Origin of the sequence: Helicobacter pylori (genome assembly GCF_011175115.1) — a bacterium.
Lineage (GTDB): Bacteria > Campylobacterota > Campylobacteria > Campylobacterales > Helicobacteraceae > Helicobacter > Helicobacter pylori_DF.
Genome location: NZ_SHOW01000011.1, coordinates 1 through 17,403 on the forward strand (window position 1 = coordinate 1; position 17,403 = coordinate 17,403).

Annotated in this window: 11 protein-coding genes and 4 pseudogenes; 8 read left to right on the forward strand and 7 right to left on the reverse strand. The window is 32.1% G+C overall.

Annotation, left to right across the window (positions count from 1 at the left end; genetic code table 11):
• Positions 1–94: 94 nt before the first annotated feature.
• From EXS92_RS07900 to EXS92_RS07675, 5 genes and pseudogenes are all read left to right on the forward strand, one after another.
• A pseudogene (locus EXS92_RS07900) lies at positions 95–877 on the forward strand (ArdC family protein); the annotation flags it as partial.
• A complete protein-coding gene (locus EXS92_RS07660) occupies positions 877–2,586 on the forward strand; it encodes a hypothetical protein (protein ID WP_165516066.1) in 1,710 nt (569 codons plus the stop codon). The pseudogene EXS92_RS07900 and the gene EXS92_RS07660, both read left to right, overlap by 1 nt.
• Positions 2,587–2,595: 9 nt before the next feature.
• On the forward strand, positions 2,596–4,029 hold the full coding sequence (locus EXS92_RS07665; RefSeq protein ID WP_000120427.1) for a hypothetical protein: 1,434 nt from the start codon (positions 2,596–2,598) through the stop codon (positions 4,027–4,029).
• On the forward strand, positions 4,026–5,288 hold the full coding sequence (locus EXS92_RS07670) for a type IV secretion system protein (RefSeq protein ID WP_165516067.1): 1,263 nt from the start codon (positions 4,026–4,028) through the stop codon (positions 5,286–5,288). Before EXS92_RS07665 ends, EXS92_RS07670 begins: the two co-directional genes overlap by 4 nt.
• Positions 5,285–6,562, forward strand: a complete 1,278-nt coding sequence (locus EXS92_RS07675) for a hypothetical protein (protein WP_165516068.1) — start codon at positions 5,285–5,287, stop codon at positions 6,560–6,562. Before EXS92_RS07670 ends, EXS92_RS07675 begins: the two co-directional genes overlap by 4 nt.
• 4 nt (positions 6,563–6,566) lie before the next feature.
• Here the strand turns inward: EXS92_RS07675 and EXS92_RS07680 are convergent.
• A pseudogene (locus EXS92_RS07680) lies at positions 6,567–7,581 on the reverse strand (hypothetical protein).
• A 220-nt stretch (positions 7,582–7,801) separates the two neighbouring features.
• Between EXS92_RS07680 and EXS92_RS07690 the strand changes: the two are divergent.
• The 3 genes from EXS92_RS07690 (at position 7,802) to EXS92_RS07700 (ending at position 9,640) form a co-directional block, all read left to right on the forward strand.
• On the forward strand, positions 7,802–8,482 hold the full coding sequence (locus EXS92_RS07690) for a CAAX protease (RefSeq protein WP_097695050.1): 681 nt from the start codon (positions 7,802–7,804) through the stop codon (positions 8,480–8,482).
• A gap of 131 nt (positions 8,483–8,613) precedes the next feature.
• Entirely contained in the window at positions 8,614–8,865 is a 252-nt protein-coding gene (locus EXS92_RS07695; RefSeq protein ID WP_000006537.1) for a hypothetical protein, read from the forward strand.
• Complete coding sequence (locus EXS92_RS07700) at positions 8,837–9,640, forward strand: nucleotidyl transferase AbiEii/AbiGii toxin family protein (protein ID WP_147792577.1); 804 nt, start codon at positions 8,837–8,839, stop codon at positions 9,638–9,640. Before EXS92_RS07695 ends, EXS92_RS07700 begins: the two co-directional genes overlap by 29 nt.
• A gap of 316 nt (positions 9,641–9,956) precedes the next feature.
• Here the strand turns inward: EXS92_RS07700 and EXS92_RS07705 are convergent, their stop codons facing one another.
• From EXS92_RS07705 to EXS92_RS08055, 6 genes and pseudogenes are all read right to left on the reverse strand, one after another.
• Entirely contained in the window at positions 9,957–11,024 is a 1,068-nt protein-coding gene (locus EXS92_RS07705) for a tyrosine-type recombinase/integrase (RefSeq protein ID WP_165516069.1), read from the reverse strand.
• A 1,154-nt stretch (positions 11,025–12,178) separates the two neighbouring features.
• On the reverse strand, positions 12,179–14,215 hold the full coding sequence (locus EXS92_RS07710; protein ID WP_207633407.1) for a relaxase/mobilization nuclease domain-containing protein: 2,037 nt from the start codon (positions 14,213–14,215) through the stop codon (positions 12,179–12,181).
• Between the two features lie 980 nt (positions 14,216–15,195).
• Positions 15,196–15,564 (reverse strand): annotated as a pseudogene (locus EXS92_RS07715) (VirB4 family type IV secretion/conjugal transfer ATPase); the annotation flags it as partial.
• 12 nt (positions 15,565–15,576) lie between these two features.
• Positions 15,577–15,837: a virB3 type IV secretion protein gene (locus tag EXS92_RS07720; RefSeq protein ID WP_165516070.1), complete on the reverse strand. Its 261-nt coding sequence runs from the start codon at positions 15,835–15,837 to the stop codon at positions 15,577–15,579.
• Positions 15,838–16,140: a TrbC/VirB2 family protein gene (locus EXS92_RS07725; RefSeq protein WP_000649842.1), complete on the reverse strand. Its 303-nt coding sequence runs from the start codon at positions 16,138–16,140 to the stop codon at positions 15,838–15,840.
• Positions 16,130–17,185, reverse strand: a pseudogene (locus EXS92_RS08055) (toprim domain-containing protein); the annotation flags it as partial. The gene EXS92_RS07725 and the pseudogene EXS92_RS08055, both read right to left, overlap by 11 nt.
• Positions 17,186–17,403 lie beyond the last annotated feature (218 nt).

Consider the following 17,403-nt stretch of genomic DNA (forward strand, 5'->3'; position numbering starts at 1 on the left):
CAAGGTTAGTTTCACTTAAGGTTTTTATTCCTAGCGGAACTAAAGCATTCATCCCAAACACTAAAGATATTTGGGATTTCTGCTTGGGTGGTTTAAAAACAACACTAAGAGTAAAAATAATCCTAATGGCTTTTATGATAAGGCAAGTATTGCTTATATTAGAGATTATGAAATGCGCTATGTTAAAGCAAGAGATGAACAGGGTAATTTAATCCCCCTTAAAGACAAAGAGGGCAATGCTAGGCGTAATGCTAATGGCGAAGTGCTTTATGAAAATGAAAAAGTCCCCCAAAGAGACAAACTTGGCAACATCAAGTATATGCAAGATGGCGTTACACCCTTTTATGAGTTTAAGAAAGAAAAAATAGATATAGAGCCGACTTTAGAAATTAAAAATCTCTACAATGTCAATATTTTTCAAACGCTAGACAAAACTAAGCTTAAAGAATTAGACCCTAAAACTTTAAGAACACAATACATTAGCAATACTTTCTCTATGAATAATCAAAATTTGGTGATTTATGATTTATCCAAGCATTTGAATGAAAAGCAGTATAACAAAGTGCTAGATTATGTCAATCAATATGGGGCAACCCATCATGAAAAAAGAAAGCAACACAAAATCTATCAAGAACCACAGCAACAAATTGCACCTAATGCAAACAACAATGCCAAAGAAAATAACACTAAAGAGCCAAACAACAATGAAATGAATATGGCAGAGTTTTCCAAAATGTTTGAAATGGCTCAAAACAATCCCCAAATGTTAGCGATGTTGCAACAAACTCTTAATAAAGGAGCAGAGCAACAAAAGTATGACCACTACTTTGCTAATGATGAAGTAGTGCTTACTCAATCTAAAGGCAGGGGCAGATAATGCAAGATTTTATCAATGGATTTTTAAAGGCGTGGAAAGCTTGGAGTGATGATGGAAAGGACGCTTTTTTAGAGAGTTTTTTAGATGAAGTTAAAAATTCTAAAAATGACCCCACCAATTTTTTAGGCATTTTAGAACAAGAAATCAAGTCTTTAAGCCAAGAGGGCTTAAAAGATGACATTTCTTCTATGCTAGAAGTCATTGAGAGCATGAAAAATGAAATCTCTAATACAAAAGACAAACGAGATTATGAAGAAAATCAAATTCAAAGAGTTGGAGAAATTAGTATTGCAGAGCATGAAAATAAGCTTGAAAAAGAAGAGCTAGAAAGATACGCCCTAGAGGGCGAAAATAAAGCCCTAGAGCAATATTATGAGAGCCAAAACCCTGATACTCTCTATGAGCAACAAGTTTTTCAAGAGCAAGAAAAAGAGCTTTTAAACCAGCAAGACTTAGAATTAGAGACATTAAGAGATAATAATACCAAGCAAGGTTTGGATAATGAAAGTGCAACACTTTTAGAGAGTTTGCAAGTTATAAGAGATGAAACAAACGAAGTTATCACTTTTTTAAATCCTAATGAGCTTGAATTGCTAAGACCTACAGGAGAAAATACTACAAGTAAAATCGCTTCTATTGCTTTAGAAGAAAGCAATAAGCTTAATGAAAAAGAGCCTAACACACAAGAACAAGGCGAATACGCACAAAAAGAGCAAGAAAAGAAAACACCTAGCAATGATATAGACCTTAAAGACAAATACGCTAGTTTGCATAGTTTCTTTAAACAAACCGAGCTTGATATTAAGCAAAAACGCATTAAGACTAAGCTTGATTTTAAAGAGAGCTTTTTAAATTACGCTAAAAACCACATGAATGAAGATGAATTGAAAGTCTTATTAGTGGTAAGCCAAAAAGAGCCAACCAAGCTCACTAAAGAGCATATCAATTTGATTAAGGATTGCTTAGAACAAGCGCATGGTAATAATCACATGCAAGATAAGGGCTTGCAATTAAGCGTTAAGTCTATCTTGGGACACCAATTAGAAAAAGAACACCACGAAGTCTTAAAAGATTATTTAGCTAAATCTAAAGATAGCTTAGAGCCTATGGATAATAGAGTGTATGAAGTGATGCGAAAGCATTTAGACAGGCAACAAGCAAAAACACTCAAAAATTTAGATAGCGCCACTCAAAGTGTGGGGGTAAATGCTATTAAAGAGCAAAATAAGGCTAATAAAAATTCAGAGCAACCTAAAAACTCACAAAATGAGCCAAGACAAGAGACTACTAACGCTCAAACTAATAGCACCGCTACACAACAAGAAAACACAAAACAAAACCAAGCTATAGAGCAAAATGGCACTACTCAAGCAAAAGAGCCACAATCTAAGCAAGAGCTAAAGAAAACCTTGCATCCTGATGAACCATGGCTAGATTATGACCCTAAAGCTCACAAATGCTTACAAGAACGCCAAAAAGAAGAAATCCAAGAGAAAGTACAGAGTAATAATAACGATGAGCCTTGGATTGAGTTTGGTAAAAAAGAACAAGCTAGAGTTAAAGCACACTATCAAGCTATGCTAGAAAAAGAAAAAGCTAAAGAATTAGCTAAAGAGCAAAATAACGCTCAAGAAGAAGTGAAAAAAGAAATGCCAACTATAGATTATGGCTACACACAAAATACGCTCTCTAAGAGCAGAAGGCGTTAGGAAAATCCTATGAGTTATATCCCTAATCTCACTGCCTTGCCTTTGCATGAGATTTTATTAGATAATGGCTATGTTATCAACAAAAATAAGCATAGCAAGAATAACCCTTGCTTAAAGCATGAAAACGAAGAGGGAAGTTTAGTCATCTTTAAAAATCAAAATAAAGATGGCTCAATTAGTTACACCTACAAAGAAACTCATACCGATAAGGTCGGTAATATCATTACTTTTTGTAAGGATAGAAATATCAGCGTTGAAGACTTACTCGCTGGGAAGTTAGAAGGCTATCGCAATAAAAAAGATACTCTACAAGCAAGGGATAACTCTAGCGAAAATAACGAAGAAATTCAAAAAATCATCAATGAGTTTAAAAACCTTAAACCCTATGATTTACAAAACGCTACACTCATTAAAAAGCGTGGCATTGATACAAAGCTATTAGAGCCTTATAAAGAGCATTTAAAAACGGACAATTTTAATAATCTTATCCTTGCTACCTATTTAGCTTTTGAGAATAAAAATCTTAATGTCATACCCATTCATCAGTGTGGGATTAACAAACGCCTAAATACTCCCTTAAGCACAGACAAAGAGGGCAACATAAGAGACAAGCCATTAAAATCTATCGCACAAGGAAGTAAAGGCATAGAAGTCTTGTTCCCTAATAATTTAAGCTTAGTTAAAAATGTCATTGTTACTGAAAATATCTTTGATAGTCTAGCTTATTTAGAGTTACAAGGTTTAGAGCCTAAAGAGAGCGTTTTAATTAGCACCGCAGGGCAATTTAATGCACAAAAATTAGAACTCTTTTTAAAAAGTTTTTTTAAGCAATTAAAAGGGCGACAACAAGGAGCGTATAACCATTATCTAAAACAAGAAGAACAATGGCAAGAATTAGTGAGACAAGGCAGGGCTAGTGATGATTTTAATAGCGTGGTAGTAGAGACTTACACTGACATTATTAAAAATTATCAAAGAGAAAAAAATGCTCTTATTTATAACAAGCAAGTTGAAAGAACTAGAGAATACAGAAAGCCTAAGCCTGTTAATAAGCCACAAGATAGTTTTAATGTCATCTTAGCCTTTGATAATGATATTAAGGGTAAAGGATACAAAGAAAAATGCGAGGGTATTTTATATGCTCTTACACAGCAATTCCCCACTATCTATACGCCTTTTTCAAAAGATTGTAATGATGATTTGAAATTAGCACACATTATAGAAAATAAGGCGATTAACATTGACACTATGGCGGAGTTTTTAGAAAGCTCTTTAGAAAAATTAAAAGACAACTACACTTCAACACAAGAAAAAGAAAATATCATGGATAAATTAGAACAAATTGATAGCATTAAGCCCTTTAATGAAAGGCTTAAGGGCATTTTAGAAAATGCTAAAGAAAATTTACAAGCACAAAGTTGTGTTAAAGGGAGGGGGCGATGAATTTGTTTGACACCCTTATTGGCATGTTTGTTGAGCCATCTCAAAAAGTAGCCAAAAGTCTTGCTGAACATGTGGGTAGCTTTTTTCATGCACAACTCATTTTAAACACCATTATTACTATTTTATTTATGATATGGGCGTATAAGCGTGTGAAAGAGGGCGATATGTTTGAGTTTAAAACCGCTATGGGAGTGGTTGTATTCATCGTGTTTGTGGGGTTTATCAATTGGGGGATTAGAAATCCTAATGATTTTAACACCTATTTCATTAACACGATATTTTATCCAGCTGAAAAGCTTGCTATACTTATCGCTCAAAGCTTAAATGATGGCTTAGAAATTCCTACCAATGCTAATGCTAGTCCTAGTGAAACCTTTAATATAGGCAATCTAGTTTCAAGTGCTTATGCAATGATAGTTAATCTGTGGGATAATGCTTTTGATGGTATTAGCATGTTTAATTGGCTCACAATGATACCTAAAATAATCATGTTTTTTTTAGTGATTTTAGGGGAATTATTGTTTTTAGGCTTATTGCTTATTATTGTGTTATTAGTTACAGCAGAAATTTTTATGTGGTCAGCATTAGGTTTAATTGTATTGCCTTTAGGTTTAATCCCCCAAACCAAAGGCATGTTATTTAGCTATCTTAAAAAGCTCATTTCCCTTACTCTTTATAAACCTTGTATGATGTTAGTAGCTTTTTTTAATTATGGAATAATCTATAAAGTCAATGCTTTAATCCCCACTAAACACGAAGTCACACAAGGCTTTTATGGCAATGCGGATAAAATGGCAAATGAGGGAAAAATTATTGATGCCTTTGGCAATGTCTTAAAAGGAGATTGGAACTCTTATATAGCCCATAGTTCTATTGTAGGCTTTTTAACCATTATTGTTTTAGGTTCTGTGATTTGTTTCTTTCTAGTCAAACGAGTGCCTGATTTTATCAATAATATCTTTGGCACAAGTGGAGGCGTGGGGGCAGTAACAGAAATGATGCAAAAAATTGGCATGACAATAGGCGGAGCTGTATTTGGGGGTAGTGCAGTTATGGTTGCTAATCAAGTTAAGCAAGCCTATCAGAGTGCTGGGGGCGGACTAGCAGGACTTCAAGCTGGAGCTAAAGCTCTTGGACTTGCTGGACTAAGTGGAGGGGCAAATGCTGTAAATGCAAGAAGTGCTAAAGCTGGTGTGAGACACTTTGTAGCAAGTGTTAAAAGTGGCTTTGGATTTGATAATGATAAAAATAACAAATGAAAGGTTTAAAAATGAAAAAATCAATTTTTAGTGCGCTTTTTAGCACTCTTTTATGTTGCAAAAGTGTCTTTGCAGAGGGGGAAACTCCTTTGATTGTCAATGACCCAGAAACCCATGTAAGTCAAGCCACTATCATAGGCAAAATGGTAGATAGTATCAAAAGATACGAAGAGATTATTTCTAAGGCTCAAGCTCAAGTCAATCAGTTACAAAAAGTCAATAACATGATAAATACGACTAATTCTTTGATTAGTAGTAGTGCTATCACTTTAGCCAATCCTATGCAAGTTTTACAAAACGCTCAGTATCAACTTCAAAGCATTAGATACAACTATGAGAATTTAAAGCAAAGCATAGAAAATTGGAACACACAAAATTTGCTAAGAAACAAGTATTTATCGCAACAATGCCCTTGGCTTAATGTCAATGCTCTTACTAACAATAAGATTGTCAATCTTAAAAATCTCAATAACCTAATCACCAAAAATGGCGAACAAACCCAAACCGCAAGAGATGTGCAAAATTTAATCCAATCTCTAAGTAGCAGTGGCCATGAAAACATGCAATTACTTGCTGGGGAATTGAGTGGTAGAGCGTGGGGGGAAATGTTGTGTAAAATGGTAAACGATAGTAATTATGAAAGCGAGCAAGCTCTTTTAGCAACAGGCAATAGATCAGAAGAGCAAAAACAAAGATTTTTGCTTAGAGTAAAGAAAAAGGTTAATGATAATAAGCAGTTAAAAAAGAAACTTGACCCATTTCTAAAAAGACTTGATGTCCTACAAACTGAGTTTGGTGTAACTGACCCTACAGCTAACCATAATAAGCAAGGGATACATTATTGCACAGAAAATAAAGAGACAGGTAAATGCGACCCTATTAAAAATGTATTTAGGACAACTCGCTTAGATAACGAATTAGAACAAGAAATCCAAACGCTCACACTTGATTTAACCAAAGCCCCCAATAAAGACGCTCAAAGCCAAGCCTACGCAAATTTCAACCAAAGGATTAAATTATTTACTCTAAAATATTTAAAAGAAATTACCAATCAAATGCTCTTTTTAAATCAAACAATGGCAATGCAAAGCGAGATTATGGCAGATGATTATTTTAGGCAAAATAATGATGGCTTTGGGAAAGAAGAAAACCATATAGACAAACAATTAACGCAAAAAAGAATAAACGAAAGAGAAAGAGCTAGAATATACTTTCAAAACCCTAATGTTAAATTTGACCAATTTGGTTTTCCCATTTTTAGTATATGGGATTAAGGGTTTAGTGATGAGAGATAGAATAAGTATTTTTTTTCCAAACTATTTTTATTTCAGCGGTAGTGTTGTCATAGGACTTTACTTTATTCTTAATACATTCCCAAATCTTATTTCTCCAAGTTTCTGGGACTTTTGCCTTACCAAAAAATCCCCAATCTTTATGAATGGGATATTTAGAACCATCTATTTCCATATTACAGTCCATAACATATTCTTTTTTGATATTGGTTAGCTCTATCATATTTAACAACTCTGTGTTTGACATTAAGGGTTTAATATTATTTGAACTATGGAGCTGATATTTGGGTTTTAACCAAGTAATTTTATAATCGTTTTCGCCACTCATATTAGCCATAGCAGATAAGGTTTGTCTAGTATCATAAGTGCTTTCTTCAAAATCTTTTTTATATTGTCTAATATAACTTCTTTCACCAAAGGCTAATATCTTTCCTTCATCACTATATTCTTTAATGCCAAGTGCTTTATAAGTATTCTCTCTACTTATACCCCCAAAGCGTTCGTGCCAATCATCAATAAAACTTTCAGCTCCATTATCAAAAGCGTTCTCAAGCATGGTTTGAAGTTGCTTTTTATTTGGGAATTCTTTAGAGTGTTCTTTCATTTCAAAAGCCATAAATTTTTGCCTTAAAACTTTAGCTTTTTCTTTAATTTCTTTGATTTTTTTTGCAAGTTCTTCTTTATCTTTAGTGTCTTCTTTATTGATTAAATTAAGGGCTTGTTTATGTTTTTCTTCTTCTACGCATTCAAAAATCTTTTCTCTATATTCTTGCGGAAATTCTTTAGATAAATTCCAACCACTATTCAAGTATTGAGAGCCGTCCACCTTAGCATTACAGCTAGTCAGCGTATCTTCTTTGATATTGTGTAGTTTTACTCGTTTCAATAAGTCTTCATCGCTTAATATAAGGCTTTGCCATTAAGGGAGCAGTAGCACCTAGTAAAACCCCAGCTAATAAGCTTGTTTTTAAAGTTTTATTCAAACCATTTAATTTAATCATTTTTCTATTCCTTTTAACTTAACTTGAATTGTAATCATTATAGCATAGAAATTTAAAGAAATACTAATAACAATTAAATATTAAGTTATTTTGTATGTATTTAGTAGAATTTGGTTATTTTAATTACTCACTATATATTATCTTAACAAGCAATAACAATCTTTTATAACTAATTTTGTTTGTGTTATAATTTGGTTTAACAATTATTTTAAGAGACACTATGCAAGATTTACAAGATTTCAAAAACGATATTACGCTCATTCTATCCAAAGACAGACTAGAGACTTATGACAACCTAGAGCAATACAAAGAAAATTTAAAGCTCATTAGTCTAATCACACCTAAAATCTCTAATTTAGAGATTTACTTACGCAACGCACTAGATTATTGCCTAACTCAAATTAAAGGGAATGAGTGGGTGTTTGATGAAGTTTCTTTAATCCCCTTAATAGAAGAATTAAAAGAAAAGAAAAAAGAAATCACGCATTCTTTGATTTTATCTAAAATGTCTTTAGAAGCGGTGATTAAGCTTATCTTTTTTTACAAATTAGAGGGGGTAGCATTAGATTTGAGAGCCTATAGTCTTAAGGCTTATTACAAAGATAATAAGGATACTTTGCTTATTAAGGGTAGAAAACAACATCTTTCTAATTATGCTAAAGCCTATATTGCTTTAAACTTACTATGGACAATTAGAAATCGTGCGTATCATTGGGAAAATTTACTAAAGCTAAGGGCAAACAACCGCCCACGCATTACGACACGCTTTATCAGAGAATTAGAAAAGCCTACAAGTAAAAGTTTCAACTTTAGTATCATGCCTAACAAAATTGTTTCATTTTTAGATGATTTAATCAAAAGTATTGGAAACAAAGACTTGGAAAAACTAAGTAGTCTATAAGCTATAAGAAAGTGGGCTTCGGTCAGACCTACGAATGTAGGCGTATTATAGCTAAACAATCATTATAAGTCAAACCAAAACCAACACAAAATTTGCTAAACTACAATCAAATCAATTTAGGGAGGATAAAAATGTCATTTGCCCCTATGTTATTAGCTACAATCAATAACTCTATTGGCAATAAAGATAAGCATGTGAGTTTAGAGTATCTTATAGGGCTTTTTATGGATAAAAAAACAACTAATCTAAGCAATACTGACAAGTATATTATAGGCACAATTCAAACAGAGGCACTAGAGCAAGAAATAGAATGGTTTTCACAAGACTATCACATTCCTATGGAGAATATTTTACATGTCCTTTCTATCAATCCCTATCAATGAAAAGAGCCTTAGTTTTATCAAAAACAACTTTCAAGCTCAAATTCAAGCCCTAGAACAATTTTATCCCATTATTAAAAATGCTTTGAATTTAGGGCTTAATCCTAGTAGTATTAAGTTTGGAGGAGGCACAGCTTTGAGCATGTATTACTTCCAGCATAGATTAAGCTTTGATATTGATTTGTTTGTCAATGATGCTCAATGTTTGGGATTTTTTAGCCCTAAATTATGGATAGATAATTGCAGTCATTTTGATAGCACAAGATACATAGACCAACATAATCATATAGGCGTAACGAATAAAGACAACATTAAAATAGATGTTTTAGTGGATTATGCTAGTAATGAGGGATATTTAGATAATTCTAAAAAGATTTTTGCTTTTGATATTTATATAGAAAGTTTAGAAAATATTATCGCTAAAAAGATTACTTTTAGAAAAACTGATAATAAAACAAGAGATATTTTTGATATAGCAGTGGCTTTGCATAATGACAATAATTTATTTGACAAGCTTTTAAGTTCTCAAAAAATAACTAAGCAAGACTTACTAACTCTTCAAAATTCTTTGCAAGAGTTAGATAAAAAGCGTTATAGCATAGAAATAGATATGGTAGAACCCATTTCACACTATAAAGACCTTTCTTTAAATGCTTATGATTTTTTAATAGACAAAATAGACCAAATTAAAACAGCGACTTGCTCAAATTCCCATGACAACGCAGATGATTTAGACAATTCCAATGAATACACCCCCACGCCTAAGCGTAGACGATAAACAATCTTGTTAAGTAGGTATTTAATAGCTTTAGTTAATCTATCAGTATTTAATAGAATTTAGTTATTTGTATTGTTAATCAAATATATTCTTAATGAGTAACAATAATCTATAATTACATTGTTTTTAGAATATTTTGTAATTTAAGCTAACTCTATAAAATCTCAATGATTTTAACAACCCTTATAAAACTAATCATTTTTAATTAGCAATAAAACATTAAATAGTTAATTAAAATTATCTAATGCTAGATTATTTATCTTAATAAGATTATTTAAACTAATTACACTAAACTACCTAATCAATTTTAACCACCTTACTTCTTGTTCTCTATCAAACTATCAAACACAAGAGCTACTTTCTTGTTATGCTCTTGTGTGGTATGAACATAAATCTTAGTAGAGAGTAAGGAGCTATGCCCTAACGCCCTTGAAGTTAAAACTAAGTCTTGGGTTTCTTGATAAATGAGTGTTGCAAAACTATGCCTAAATAGATGTAAGCCTGTGCCATATTGCTTATAGTGTTTGATTTGAGCTAGTTTAAAGATTAAGGGGATAAAATTATAAAGCGTTAAAGAATTTTGTGATTTTTGCTTATCCTTTTTAAAAAGATATGCTCCATTGAAATATTTTAGTCTGTAATCATCACTAAGCCAAGCATTCAAGCTTGGTTCTAACAAACTCTTTTTGATATAAGCTTTTCTTTCTTTCCTACCTTTACCTTGAATTAAAATAGAGTAGTTTTGCTCTTCTACTTGAATGTGTTTTAATTCTATGTTTAACACTTCGCATTTTCTAAGCCCTCCTAGTATTACAATGAGTAAAACACACTTATTGCGCTTTTCAAAGCTAGTGGTTGGCTTATATTCTAAAAGTGTTTTTAAAAAACTCTTTAAATCCTTGTAGTTTAAATGTCTGGGTAAGCTTTCTTTGGTCTTAGCAAAGGCTAGGTTTTTAAGGGCAAAGTCAAAGTTATAATGCTTTTTTCTATCCAAGTAATCAAAGAATTGCCTTAAATACATCACATACTTAGCCATAGAGCTTGGTTTTCTATTTTGAGCGAGTTCAAAGAGAAAGTTAATCACTTGCTCTTCGCTAAGCATTCTAAAACTTCTTAATTTGAGATTATCTTTAAAATAGTTAAAGAATAAAAACAAGCCTTGCATCATTATAGTGTGTTTAATGCCTTGATTATAAAGAATATGACAGAGTTGTTTTAATTGCTCTATATTATGGCATTTTAAGATTTTATCTTGTGTGTCTAGGATTAAAGCCATATCCTTCACATCTTGAATGGGCGTGAAGTTTTTAGCCTTAGTGTATAAAAAGGCTTTGAGATTACAAAAGAGTTCTCTCTGAGATTTAGTGAGTTTGTTATGTGGCATATTGCTCCCTTATTAAAATATAAAAAGAAATCTTAAAGAATGAGAGTTTTATGTTTTTTAGTTTGTTAGGTTCTAAAAGCGGTATTTTTAAAAATTTTGCATGGCTCCTTAGAGATTTGAAATTCCGCCTTTAAATCTAAATCTCTAAAAAGTTCCGCTTTTAACTAAGGCATAAAAGCAAAATTTCGCCCCCTTAAAAGTAAATAATCAAATACATAGTTATTTGCATTACTCACTAAATACAAAAATTGAATTTATCAACGATTAAATAGTTTTTGAAAGTAATCTTTAAGCACTTTTTAAGGTTAAGAAGTGCGTGTTTATGGGTATTAGATATGAAAGCGGAACTTAAGTTCCGTATAGTTATAAAAATATTAAGGGAAAGAAAGGTTTACCTTTCTTTCTTAACCTATTGAGTAAACATGTTATTAGTAAATATCATGTCATGAGGGGGATTTCTTTTTTTTAAAAAACTTGATTAAATTAGACAACTAGGAACTTGCTAAAGGAAAAAAGAAAAATCAAAAAAAAAGAACTTTTGATTAAAAGAGACAAACTGACTGAAAGAGCCATAAGGTTAGTTGTGGCTAGGTTTAGTTTAAGGAAAGTTTTTAATTTCTTTTATTAGTAAAAATAAGAACAAAATCAAAATAAAAGAAAAATAGGAATTACATATCAATGACATGTTAGTTGTGGAAGGAATGATTAGTCAAGGCTTGTGTTATTTAAGTTAGGTTGTAAGCGGTTTGTCTCATTAGCATTTAGGATTAGAAAGGTTTTTGTTTAGAGTGTGTAGGGTTAAGGTTTGTTTCTAGCTCTTAGTATTAAAAGAGTTAAGTTTGATTTGATAGTAGGTTCAAGGGTTAGGTTTAAACTTGCTTTATGATTATATTTAAGAAAACTTTAAGGTTTTAAATTTTTGCGTGCTACTTAAGAAAAATTTAAGCTCTACAAGGCGTTTTAAAGCGTTTTTGTTTTTAGGTTAATAGTTTGTCTTATCTTATGGCTTTATTTTGATTGTAGGGCATTTTAGAGTGCTTTATTTGTATATCTGTTTAAATAAGCTAATTTGTGAAAAGAACAAGAATAAACCCCTTTAATCAAAGGGTATATTCTTTATTAAGAATATTAAAGGCAATCATCGCTTGAGAGCATTATCTATTACGCCCTTTAAAGTTTGTGTTGTCATTTTGTTTTAATCCAGCATGAGCTTTAGGGTCATCATCAAGCTCATTAGAGTGCAAGGTGTTAGCTTGTTGTTTGACTAATTCTTTAGCTTTTTCTTTTTCTACCATAGCTTGATAGTGGGCTTTGGCTTTAGCTTGCATTTGTTTGCCATATTCAATCCAAGGTTCATCGTTGTTAGGTTCTTTGGTAATAGCTTGAATTTGTTTTTGCTCTAGATTAGTGTCTTTGGCGTGTTCTAGGACTTTTTCAAGGTTTAGGTTGTCATAGTGGGTTAAGAACCGATTAGCCCCTATGATTTCATTACAGATATAGACAATATCCTTAGAAAGTTTAGAAAATTGCTTAGTTTGTTTGAGAAAGTCTTGTTTTTCTTTTAAGGGTAATGAAAAAGTCTCTTTATGGCTTTCTAGGGCTTTGAAATAGCTCTCTTTGGCTCTTTTAAACTCTTCTTCTTTTTGCTTTAAATCTTGTTCTAAAAAGAGTAGTCTTTCTTTGGCGAGTAAGAGCATAGTCTTTTGATAGTCTTGTAATTGCTTACTCACTAACTCACAAGTATTGTCATTAAGCTTATAGGTAGGGTCATCTTGTTTAGATTTAAAGCTCTCTAGCATGAATTGATATTTTCTAGCACTAAAATAAGCACTTTTAAAAGTTTTGAGAGTGGGGCGTTTATCTTTAGAAAGTTCTAAGGCTTTGGCTAAAAAAATAGGATTAGTTAAATTATTGTATTGTGTGCTGTTTTTAGTTCTCACTTCATTTCTTAATTGAGCTAATAGTAAGTGTGAGTTTTTATCTAAAAGGCGTTTGTCTAGGTGTTCAAGCTTATTTAAAAGCATTTCTTTTTTCTTTAAAACAGAATAGCCCTTAGTCTCTCTTTCAAAGTCTCTGTCTAAACCATTGAGAATAGCAAAATTCTTAAAGGCTGAATGGTTTTGTTTTTTATCTAATTCTTTTTGATAAAAGCCTAAGAGTTCGTATAGCTCGTGTTTGTTAGTGTTTTTTAAGTGTTCGCTTACTGGTTTTCTTTTGTCTATTCTGTCAATATCTAGGCTTTCTTTTTCATCATTGCTCATATCTTTGTGATTAAAGAGAGCGATTTTAAATGCAGAAATCTTTTGTTTTAAAGGAGCGCTTTGGTTGTTTTGAATGTCTAGGGCTTTTGCTTTGTTTTTGTCTTTGAGAGTTTGTAGGTATTCTTTTTGTAAAGCCTTGTTTAAATCCCACTCATCTTGTGGGGATTTGATTTGTTCTAAGGCTTTTTCTTCTTTTTCCAAGTCTTGTAATTGCTGTTTGATATTGTCTAATTCTTTGAGCTTAGGCTCATTGACATACAGGTATTCTTCGCTTAATAAATGGTTATTCAGTCGGTAAGCAAACTCATTTCTTAATTCGTTAAAAAATTCTTTGCAATCCTCACGCCCTTTAAAACGCAGTCTTCTTCGTGTTAGTTGATTAGTCTTGTTGATGAAACAATGGATATGGGCGTGGTCTTGGTGTGTATGGGGGACTAGAGCAAATTTATATTCAGGTAACCTTACTTTTAAACTTTCCCAAGTGGAGTATAAAAGCCCTTGCATTATCTCCTCATCTGGCTTGTCTTTGATAGAAAAAACTAAGTGCATAGCTTCGTTGTAGTCGTTAGTCAAATCAAAGTCATTGAGCCAAGTCTCTAAGATGAATTGCTTGTCGCACTCCATAAACATTTCATTATAGGCTGTTTCGCTGTTTTCTAAAGCATAGCTTAGGGCATTTTCTAAATGGGAGCGTTTCATTTGCCCTATGTTTTTAATCAGCACAGGACTAGTGCTCTTTGTGCCAACTAAATTAGACTTAATAGACTTTGGACTAGAACTAAATTGATTGAACTTGATTAGCAATCTTTTGTCCACTTTATCGCTATCGCTGGGTCTAGGCTTTCGCATATGCTCTAAAATATCATCTAAAAAAGATAAATCCATAGGGCGACTATCTAGCTTAGTATCTAATATAGCCCTATCTAGCATACAAACCCTTTAAGACTTAACAACATTGCTAAATTTTTATCTAATTCGCACACTTTCAAGCTAAACTTCTTTCCCTTACTAACAAGGCATTTAAAACGCCCAAATTTTATTCAAGCTAACGCTGATTTAAGAGCTAGACTTTTGATTTTAAATCTAGCGATTCTTCAATTCTTTGTAGCATAGCACAAAGAATTGAAATTAGAACTAAATCAAAAAGGTGCAGGATAACACCATGTGTGCGTGCACATATGGTTAAAACTTCGTATTCAAGGGACTTGGAGCTAGATTCTTAAAAAATAAGGGTTTTTGCTAACTTTTTGCCTAAAAAGTTTTTAAAAAGTGCTTTGATAGATGAATTAAATTTTTAATCTAGTAAGAAAGAAAAATTTCATTCAAAAGCTTTAACCCCATTACTCAATTTTTTAGGCAAGGGCTTGTTAGAAACGCTATAAAAACTTAGAGATTTTTATTGAAAGAACTTGTAGTCAAAACATTAAGAACTAGATAGCCATATGGTAAGATTAGTAGCCTATAAAATGAAAACTTTATAGCACAAGCAAAAGAACTTACAGCCTACCAATAAGAACTTGCAAGCTAAATGCTATGAACTGACAAGCAAGTAGTAAGAACTTGTAAGCAACAATTAGGGAACTAATGGATACACGATAAAAACTAAAAGTCACAAGTTAGAACCTAATAGCTCACATTAAGCAAAGAACTAAGGGGAAAATAGATTAAGAACTTATCTGCTCTAATTGATATGAACTAGGTTGCTTGTATGATTAAGAACTAGGAGCAAAACACCATTAAAACTTACTAGCAACTCATATAAGAACTACCAACCCATTTCATAATAACTCACAATCAATATTAAAGGAATGAAATTATTCTTTAAGCTTTTGTTTAAAAAATTTATGCTACATTTCCAATGATTTTTTAGTTGACTTAGATTGAAACTTAGAGAACACTTAAAACTTACATTCTTTATTTTTTTCGTAAGCATTAACAATTTTTTTAGCGTATTTGCTCACACCATCTTTGTTGTAAATGGTTTGAGTTTTTACATCTCTTCGTTTAGCAATAATTCTTAGCGTAACACCATCTATCAATTCATTCAAAGCTTGTGTTCTGTATAAAAATTGTGTAGCCACCTCTTCTTTATCAAAATTTGAATAAGTTATTCCACATAAAGATATTGCTCCTACTAAGTTTCCTTTATGCGTTAATACAAACTTTTCATCAAATTTCCCATTGATATTGTTTTCTTGAACTAAAGAATATTGGCTAGGAATACAAAAATTTAAGAAATTAAAAATAAGTCTTTTAAAACCCTCTAAACCAAGAAACATTTTTAAAACCCTTTAAGCATAATATTCTTTAGTATCATTTTTTAGCGTTAGGTTTGCCAAGATAATGTTTGTAATATCTTCATCAAAAAATTCTAATATGTAAAACATTGTTACCAATGCTACCAATAGCACCACGCCATACAATAAAGACCACACAAGTAAGAAAGAAGCACTCAAAAAAGAAATGATCCAACTATTCATATTAAGCTTTAAAAACTTCTCTTTTTTAGATATTTCTCTAACATTGATGGTCTCTACATAATTTAAAATCATTCACCCAACTCCAAATAATTTAGTGGCAATAGTTTGAGCGTTTGCAATGGCAATAGTGGCTAAAATTATCCCTATACATTTCCACGCAATTTCTCCTAGCCTGTCTAGGTTTTTAACTACATAAATACCCACACAAATCACAATAATTGCACCTATTGCTTTCATGAAAGGACCGCTAGTAAAATTGATGATTGTTTGCAATGCATTAGACTGCCACACGCCACTTCCATTTGCCAACAATAAATTGGGCATAGCCAACAGCATAAAATACAAAGCTTTTTCTTTGAAATTTTTACATTTCATAATCTACTCCTTGAATTGGTTTTTCATTTTCTTTTGTGTCGTTTTGTGAGGTTATTTGTTTTTGTGGTTTCAATAAGGCTAAGCACTCATTTTTAAGAGCTTCTAATTTTTCTTTCTTCTCACCATCAAAAAACAAAGATTGTTTCTCTATTCTTTCTAAAAAGTTTTTTATCATTTCACTATTGATATGATCATTACCGATCAAATTGGCTAGTTTTAAGTCATCGTTACAATCCTTAGAATATGGGATAAAAACATTAGGCATATTTTCTGTATGTTTATAAATGATTTCTTCACTAATCTGTGTATAGACTTGTCCATTTTTATCATTGTCATAAGCTAAAACAATATTTAAAGACAAATCAGGTTTATTCACAGGCTCAGGCTCTGTGGTTTGGATTTGCATGTTTTGTGTGAATAGATTACTCATTGCTTGTTGTTTTAAATAGGTTAAATCCATAATGCGTCCTTTTAAAATAATAGGCATTGCATCATTAGGGCTTTTATAATACGCCCTTGATCTATCCATAGAAACTTTTTTATCTATGTAATCATAAATACCTAGAGCCTTAGCGCAAAAATTGTTAAAGGCACTAAAATTATCGTTACAATTAAAATCTTGCCCTATAGTTTGTTGTGTAGGGATAATGATTCTAAATCTTTCAGCAATATGTCCGTGCTTTTCTTTATTATGGTTTCTTGATGGGATAATAAGCGTTTCTATGCCATGTTTTTTAAAGAGACTTTTAGTTTCTTCTAGGCTAATATTAGGTTTATCTTTGTCATTATCTATGTCAAAAATAAGCAAATTAGAAAAGCCTTTAGTGTTATGGGTACTTCTATAATTATTTTTATAGATCGCGCTTGAATAATGGTAGTTTGTAATCACCCTAACTAATTCATTTAAACTTTTCACACTTTTATTGACCCAATCTTTAGCTGGCATAAAATCTGTGCTACTAGGATATTTAGCCCTTGAAAAATGGATAGTTAAATTATCTCTAGTGATGCTAGTTTTATTTTCAGTTCTCGTTTGAGCGCCTTGTAAATCCACACAACCACCGATATTTTGCGTTTTATTTTCCCTATCTATATAGTAGTATTGCGTTTGCTTGATAGCTTTACCGGCTTCAAAATCGTATCTATAAGCGCATTTAGTGTCATCTCGTGAAGTGCCCAACCGCTAAAGACGATTGGGCTTCCTAGGCTGATGTTGCCCGTAGGGAGAGTTTGGTTCTCACTCTGTGTCCCTATAGTAGGGAT